This is a genomic window from Acidovorax sp., assembly GCF_046339755.1.
Lineage (GTDB): Bacteria > Pseudomonadota > Gammaproteobacteria > Burkholderiales > Burkholderiaceae_C > Acidovorax.
Genome location: NZ_JBKDTZ010000234.1, coordinates 23,465 through 30,693 on the forward strand (window position 1 = coordinate 23,465; position 7,229 = coordinate 30,693).

The 7,229-nt window shown below is 68.7% G+C and carries 5 protein-coding genes and 1 pseudogene; all 6 read left to right on the forward strand.

Annotated features, from left to right (window positions below; genetic code table 11):
- Positions 1-11 precede the first annotated feature (11 nt).
- Positions 12-1,349 (forward strand): annotated as a pseudogene (locus ACK59X_RS19790) (branched-chain amino acid ABC transporter substrate-binding protein).
- Positions 1,350-1,503: 154 nt separating this feature from the next.
- On the forward strand, positions 1,504-2,505 hold the full coding sequence (locus ACK59X_RS19795) for an LLM class flavin-dependent oxidoreductase (RefSeq protein WP_409960006.1): 1,002 nt from the start codon (positions 1,504-1,506) through the stop codon (positions 2,503-2,505).
- Between the two features lie 23 nt (positions 2,506-2,528).
- On the forward strand, positions 2,529-3,878 hold the full coding sequence (locus ACK59X_RS19800; protein WP_409960008.1) for an LLM class flavin-dependent oxidoreductase: 1,350 nt from the start codon (positions 2,529-2,531) through the stop codon (positions 3,876-3,878).
- Entirely contained in the window at positions 3,878-5,083 is a 1,206-nt protein-coding gene (locus ACK59X_RS19805; RefSeq protein ID WP_409960010.1) for a M20 aminoacylase family protein, read from the forward strand. The genes ACK59X_RS19800 and ACK59X_RS19805 overlap by 1 nt, the downstream gene beginning before the upstream one ends.
- A gap of 41 nt (positions 5,084-5,124) precedes the next feature.
- Positions 5,125-5,640, forward strand: a complete 516-nt coding sequence (locus ACK59X_RS19810; protein ID WP_409960012.1) for a GNAT family N-acetyltransferase — start codon at positions 5,125-5,127, stop codon at positions 5,638-5,640.
- A gap of 28 nt (positions 5,641-5,668) precedes the next feature.
- Positions 5,669-7,229, forward strand: a 1,561-nt coding sequence (locus ACK59X_RS19815; protein ID WP_409960014.1) for an amino acid ABC transporter permease/ATP-binding protein, incomplete at its 3' end; no start/stop codon positions are given.

A 7,229-nucleotide genomic window follows, 5' to 3' on the forward strand; every position in this document is an offset into this window, starting at 1 on the left:
GGAAAAAGAGCATGAATAAATTGCGGTTCGCGGGCTTGAAATCAGGCGCCGCGGCATTACGTCATACCGCTTTGGCCGCTGCCGCCACACTGGCCTGCACGCTGGCGCCGGTGTCCGCCGGCTGGGCGCAATCCACCGCTGCCGCCGTGCCTGCGGCCACGGGCAAGCCGGTGAAGGTGGCGCTGATCGAAAGCCTCTCGGGCGCGTTCGCCAACACCGGTGAAGCGGTCTACCGCAACATCTACTGGGCCATGGAGCGCGTCAACGCGCGTGGCGGCGTGCCGCTGCCCGGCGGTGCACGGCCGCTGGCGCTGGAGCGCTACGACAGCAAGGGGCAGAACGAAGAGGCCCTGTCGGCCCTGCGCGCGGCCATCGACGATGGCGCGCAGGTGGTGCTGCAGGGCAACTCCTCGGCCACCGCCGCGGTGCTGATCGAGGCCATCAACAAGCACAACGAGCGCGAGCCGAACAAGCGCGTGCTCTTTCTCAACTACTCGGCGGTGGACCCCATCCTCACCAACGAGAAGTGCAGCTTCTGGCACTTCCGCTTCGACGCCCATGCCGACATGCGCATGGCCGCGCTCATGGAAGTGATGCGCGACGACAAGGCCCTCAAAAGCGTCTACCTGATCGGCCAGGACTACAGCTTTGGCCAGGCCGTGCTGCGCGAGGCGAAGAAGCAGCTGTCGGCCCAGCGCCCCGACGTGTCGGTGGTGGGCGAGGAACTGCACCCCGTGGGCCGCGTGAAGGACTTCGCGCCCTACGCCGTGAAGATCAAGGCCAGCGGCGCGCAGGCCGTGGTCACGGGCAACTGGGGCAATGACCTCACGCTCCTGGTGAAGGCCGCGCGCGAGGTGGGCTACGAAGGCAGCTTCTACACCTTCTACGGCAATGCGCTGGGTGCGCCCGCGGCCATTGGCGACGCCGGCATCGGCAAGGTGGTGGCCGTGGCCGACTGGCTGCCCAACGTGCCGGGTGCGCAGAGCGAGGCCTTCTACCAGTCCTTCCGCGAGCGCTTTCCCAAGCCGCAGGACGACTATGTGCACATGCGCATGCAGCTCATGGTGGAGGCGCTGGCCCAGTCCATCGAGCGCGCGGGCAGCACCGACCCCGTGGCCGTGGCGCGGCAGATGGAAAAGGCCAGCGTGCAGCTCTCGGGCCAGGGCGGCAGCATGCGCGCAGCCGACCACCAGTTCCAGCAGGCGCTGGTGGTGGGCGTGATGGACATGAAGGGCGCCATTGGGGTCTAGTTCGACGTCGTAGGCTCGGGCTATGGCTTTCGCGTGGTGCGCCAGATCGCTCCCGCCAAGGCCCAGCAGCCTCACTCTTGCAATATGCAGCGCCCCTGACGGAGGTGCTTGCAGCGTGGCGCTCCACGCCGCGCGGACGAAGGGCCGGAGCGCCTTTTGTCCGCATATCGATATGACAAGTTAGCGCAACGCGCGCTGGCCCGGGGCCACAGAATTTGCGGCATTGATCACCCATGCGCGAATCGCCCCGACCGTGTCCTATGCCCTGTCCCTGCTCGACAAGAGCCCTGTCCCCGAAGGCGCCACCGCGGCCCAGGCCCTGCAGCGCAGCGTAGCGCTGGCGCAGCGCGCCGAGCAGCTGGGCTACCGCCGCTACTGGGTGGCCGAGCACCATGGCAACCCGGGCCTGGCCGGCTCGGCGCCCGAGGTGCTGGTTGCGCACCTGCTGGCGCGCACCACGCGCATCCGCGTGGGCTCGGGCGGCGTCATGCTGCAGCACTACAGCCCTTTCAAGGTGGCCGAGGCCTTCAAGCTGCTGGCCGCGCTGGCCCCGGGCCGCGTGGACCTGGGCGTGGGCAAGGCGCCCGGCGGTCTGCCCCTGTCCACCCGTGCGCTGCAGGCCGCACGCGACCCGGCGCGCAAGGCCGACTTCGCGGCCCAACTGGCCGAGCTCGATGCCTTCGTCGGCAACACCCTTGCGGCCGACCACCCGCTGGCCGGGGCTGTGGCACTGCCAGAGCCGCCGAGCCTGCCCGAGCGCTTTCTGCTCGGTGGCAGCCCCGACAGCGCTGCGCTGGCCGCGCGCCACGGCTGGCAGTTCGTCTATGCCGGCCACTTCAATGGCGACCCGGTGAACATTGAGCGCTCGCTGCAGGTCTACCGCGAGGCTTCGGGCCGCGCGCCGCTGCTGGCGCTGTATGCCCTGGTCGCAGAGACGCAGGAAGAAGCCGAGCGCCTGGTGGGCGCGCTGCGCGTGGTCAAGCTGCACCTGTCCACCGGCCAGAGCGTGAACCTGCCCAATGAAAAAGCCGCTGCCGAATTCGCGCGCCAGGCCGGTGTGAGCGACTACCGCCTCGAAGAAACCCGCCCGCATGTGATCGCGGGCTCGCAGGCCTTTGTGCGCGATGCGCTCGATGCACTGGCCGAGCGCTACGGCATCGATGAGTTCGTGGTCGATACGCCCGTCACCGGCTTCGCCGAGCGCCTGGCCTCGGTGGAACTGCTCGCGGGTGCCCTGCAGACCGCCGAAGCCTGATTGATCCTTGAAGGAAGCACCCCATGAGCAACCCCACCCCCATCCGCTTCGGCCTGATGCTGCACGGCGCAGGCGGCCACATGAATTCGTGGAAGCACCCCGCCGGCCCGGCCGATGCGAGCGTGAACCTGCAGTTCTACATCGACACCGCACGCAAGGCCGAAGCCAACGGCATCGCCTTCGCCTTTGTGGCCGACGGCCTGTTCATCAACGAGAAGTCGATACCGCATTTCCTGAACCGCTTCGAGCCCATATCCATCCTCTCGGCGCTGGCCGTGGCGACCTCGAAGATCGGCCTGGCGGGCACCATCTCCACTTCGTACAGCGACCCGTTCACGGTGGCACGCCAGTTCGCCTCGCTGGACCTCATCAGCAAGGGCCGCGCGGGCTGGAACGTGGTGACCACGCCGCTCGAAGGCACGGCCAGCAACTACAGCCGCCAGCACCCCGACCACGCGCTGCGCTACGAGATCGCCGACGAGTACCTGGAGGTGACCCAAGGCCTGTGGGATAGCTGGGACGAGGATGCCGTGGTGCGCAACCGCGAGACGGGCCAGTTCTTCGACCCGGCCAAGCTGCACACGCTCAACCACAAGGGCCGCTTCTTCCAGGTGGCCGGGCCGCTGAACATCGGGCGTTCGGCCCAGGGCCAGCCCGTGATCTTCCAGGCCGGCTCGTCCGATGCGGGCGTGGGGCTGGCCGGCAAGTACGCCGATGCGGTGTTCACCCATTCGCCCAACCTGGAAGCCACGCGCGCCTTCCTGCGCCAGGTCAAGGCCAGCGCCGTGGCCCAGGGCCGCCAGGGCAGCGATGTGAAGATCTTCCCCGGCATCGGCCCGGTGGTGGGTGCCACGCAGGAGGAAGCCGAAGCCAAGTACCAGGCCATCCGCGAACTGCTCACGGTGGAGGAGGCGCTGGCCTACCTGGGCCGCTACTTCGACCACCACGATTTCAGCCAGTACCCGCTCGACGAACCCTTCCCCGAGCTGGGCGAGATCGGCCGCAACAGCTTTCGCTCCACCACCGACCGCATCAAGGCCGATGCCAGGGAGCGCGGCCTGACGCTGCGCCAGGTGGCCCTGGAGGCCGCCACGCCACGCTCGCAGTTCGTGGGCACAGGCGAGCGCGTGGCCGAAGAGATCATCCGCTGGGTGGACGAAGGCGCGGCCGATGGTTTCATCCTCGGCTTCCCGGTGCTGGCCCAGGGGCTCGACGACTTCGTGACCCATGTCATCCCGGTGCTGGAGGCGCGCGGCCGCTACGAGCGCACCCTGCCCGGCGCCACGCTGCGCGACCACCTGGGCCTGCCGCGCAAGGCCAGCCGCTATGCCGTTGCGCCAGCCCAGGGCGCTGCTGATCGGAAGGTCGCCTGATGGGTGCCGCCTTGTCCGTCGAAAGCGCCCAGGATGTGACGAGGGTCGAAGAGGGCATTGCCGCCTTCATCGGCGAGTTCAAGGCCCTGCGCCAGGACCTGCACCGCCACCCGGAGCTGTCGTTCAAGGAACACCGCACGGCTGCCATCGTGGCCGAGCGCCTGGCCGGCTGGGGCTGCGAGGTCACCACTGGCATCGCCGGCACAGGCGTGGTAGGGCGGCTGGTGCGTGGCAGTGGCAGCGGAAAGTCCCTGGGTATTCGCGCCGACATGGACGCGCTGCCCATCACCGAGGCCACGGGCCTGCCCTATGCCAGCCAAAACGCGGGCGTGATGCATGCCTGCGGGCACGATGGCCACACCACGGTGCTGTTGGCCGCGGCGCGCTTCCTGGCCCAGTCGGGCCGATTCGACGGCACGCTGAACCTGATCTTCCAGCCCGCCGAGGAAAACGGCGGCGGTGCCAACCGCATGATCGCCGATGGGCTGTTCGAGCGCTTTCCCTGCGATGCGGGCTTCGGCCTGCACAACTGGCCCTGCGTTGGCGCAGGGAACTTCGGCTGCGTCACCGGGCCGGCCATGGCCTCGGTGGACCAGATCACCATCACTGTGCGCGGCAAGGGCGGCCATGGCGCCGCGCCGCACGAGACGGTGGACCCGGTGGTGGCCAGCGCCCACATCATCACGGCGCTGCAGACCGTGGTCTCGCGCAACGTCGATCCACTGGACATGGGGGTGGTCACGGTGGGCTCGATCCACGGCGGCGCCGCCCCGAACGTGATCCCCGAAAGCGTGGAACTCAAGCTCACGGCGCGGGCCTTCAAGCCCGAGGTGCGCGCCATCCTGCAGGAGCGCATTCCCGCCATCGCCCGCGCCCAGGCCCAGAGCTTTGGCGCCACGGCCGAGTTGCAGTACCGCCCGGGCTACCCCGCAGTGCTGAACCACGAGGCCGAGACGGCGCTGGCCCGCAGCGTGGCGGTGGACACCTTTGGCGCCGCGCGCGTGGACGCTGGCTTTCGCCCGCGCACGGCCAGCGAGGACTTCGCCTTCATGCTGCTCAAACGTCCCGGCAGCTATGTCTTCGTGGGCAATGGCGATGGCGCCTCGCTGCACAGCCCGTACTACGACTTCAACGACGCCATCCTCGCGCCCTCGGCCACCTACTGGGTGCGCCTGGCCGAGCGCTTTCTGGCTCCGGCCGTCTGACCCCCTTTTCTTTCTGTTGCCTTGATGGACGCGACAACACCATGAGCGAACGATTCGTCTACACCACCCCGCTGGATCCGCTGGCGCGCCCTCTGGTCGAGGAACTGAGCCACGAGTACGAGAGCCGCTACGGGGACTTCTACGAACGCGAGGGCGGGCCGCGCGAGATGGAGAAGTACCCGGCCGAGCTGTTCTCGCCACCCGAGGGCGGCAACTTCGTGCTGCTGCTGCGAAACGGCGAGGCCATTGGCGGCGGTGCCTTCAAGCGCCACCCGGACCCTGGCACGGCCGAGCTCAAGCGCGTATGGGCGCACTCGGCCCTGCGCCGCCAGGGCCTGGCGCGCCGCGTGGTGCAGGAGCTCGAAGCCCAGGCGCTGCGCCAGGGCTATACGCGCATTTACCTGACCACGGGTTTCCGCCAGCCCGAGGCGGTGGCGCTGTACCTGGGCCAGGGCTACAGCGCCCTGTTCGACCCGTCGGCGCCCGAGGGCACCTACCGCTCGCTGCCGTTCGAAAAGATCCTGGTGCAGGCGCCTGCGCTGGCCCGTGCCGCCTGAGTTTCCCATTCCATTCCCACACGCCACGATGTCGACCACCACCACGCTCGATGCCCATGCGCTGCCTGCGGGCCCGGCGCACCATGCGGCACCCCCTGTTGCAGCCGCTGCGGCAGCCCCCACCGCACCGCCCGTCAAAGGCGACTACTCCCACTACAAGGTGGTACCCGCCCGCTACCGGGCACGCACGGTAGGCACCGTGTTCGCCGCGGTGGTCATCGCGCTGGTGCTGTACTCGGTGCTCACCAATCCGCGCTGGGGCTGGGGCATCTTTGCCGAATGGTTCTTTGCCGAGCCGGTGCTGGTGGGCCTGGGCCGCACGCTGCTGCTCACGGCGCTGGGGGCGCTGTTCGGCTTCACGCTGGGCACGGCGCTGGCGCTGGCCCGGGTGTCGCGCTCGCCGCTGCTCGCGGGCCTGTCGTGGACCTTTGTCTGGATCTTCCGCTCCATCCCGGTGATCGTGCTGCTGCTCATCATCAACAACCTCGGGTACCTCTACGAGTCGGTGAGCCTCTCCGTGCCGTTCACGGGCTGGACCTTCTTCTCCTACCCCACCACACAGCTCATCAGCCCCTTCGTGGCGGCGTTGATCGGGCTCACGCTCAACCAGGCGGCCTTCGCCTCGGAGATCGTGCGCGGCGGCATCCTCTCGGTAGACCAGGGGCAGCTCGAGGCGGCGGCTGCGCTGGGCCTGCCACGTCGGCGCCAGGCCTTTCGCATCGTGCTGCCGCAGGCCATGCGCTCCATTTTGCCCAGCGGCTTCAACGACATCATCGGCCTGGCCAAGGGCACGTCCAACGTCTACATCCTGGCGCTGCCCGAGCTGTTCTACACCATCCAGATCATCTACCGGCGCAACCTGGAAGTGATCCCGCTGCTGATGGTGGCCACCGTGTGGTACCTGGTGATCCTCACGGTGCTGTCGGTCATGCAGCACTACATCGAGCGGCACTTCGCCAAGGGCGCGCTGCGCAACCCGCCGCCCTCGCTGTTCACGGCCATCGCGCGGCGATTGGGGTTTGCTCCCAAGGCTGTGCCGCCCGTGGACCAGACTGCTGCTGCTGCCCCACCCCAGGCGGCACCTGCCGGCACCGTGCCGCGCTGGAGCGGCGGCCTCACGCGCGGCGGCGAGGTCACCATCCACGGCGTCTCCAAGCACTACGGCGCGCTGCAGGTGCTCAGGGACGTGACGCTCACCGTGCCGCCCGGCAGCGTGACCGTGGTGCTGGGCCAGTCGGGTTCGGGCAAGTCCACCTTGCTGCGCACCATCAACCACCTGGAGCGCGTGGATGGCGGCTTCATCGCCATCGATGGCGAGCTGATCGGCTACCGCCAGGATGCGGACACCCTGTACGAACTGGGCGAGAAGGACATCCTGCAACGTCGCGTGGACGTGGGCATGGTGTTCCAGAACTTCAACCTGTTCCCCCACCTCACGGTGCTGGAGAACATCATCGAGGCCCCCATCAGCGTGCGCTGCCTGCCGCGCCCCGAGGCCGAGGCCCTGGCGCAGGAGCTGCTGGCCCGCGTGGGCCTGAGCGACAAGGCGCACTGCTACCCGCGCCAGCTCTCGGGCGGCCAGCAGCAGC

Bases quoted from the DNA above. Each gene is read 5' to 3' on its own strand.
- ACK59X_RS19810 (WP_409960012.1), top strand. From the start codon at position 5,125: ATGAGCGAACGATTCGTCTACACCACCCCGCTGGATCCGCTGGCGCGC.
- ACK59X_RS19805 (WP_409960010.1), top strand. From the start codon at position 3,878: ATGGGTGCCGCCTTGTCCGTCGAAAGCGCCCAGGATGTGACGAGGGTC.
- ACK59X_RS19800 (WP_409960008.1), top strand. From the start codon at position 2,529: ATGAGCAACCCCACCCCCATCCGCTTCGGCCTGATGCTGCACGGCGCA.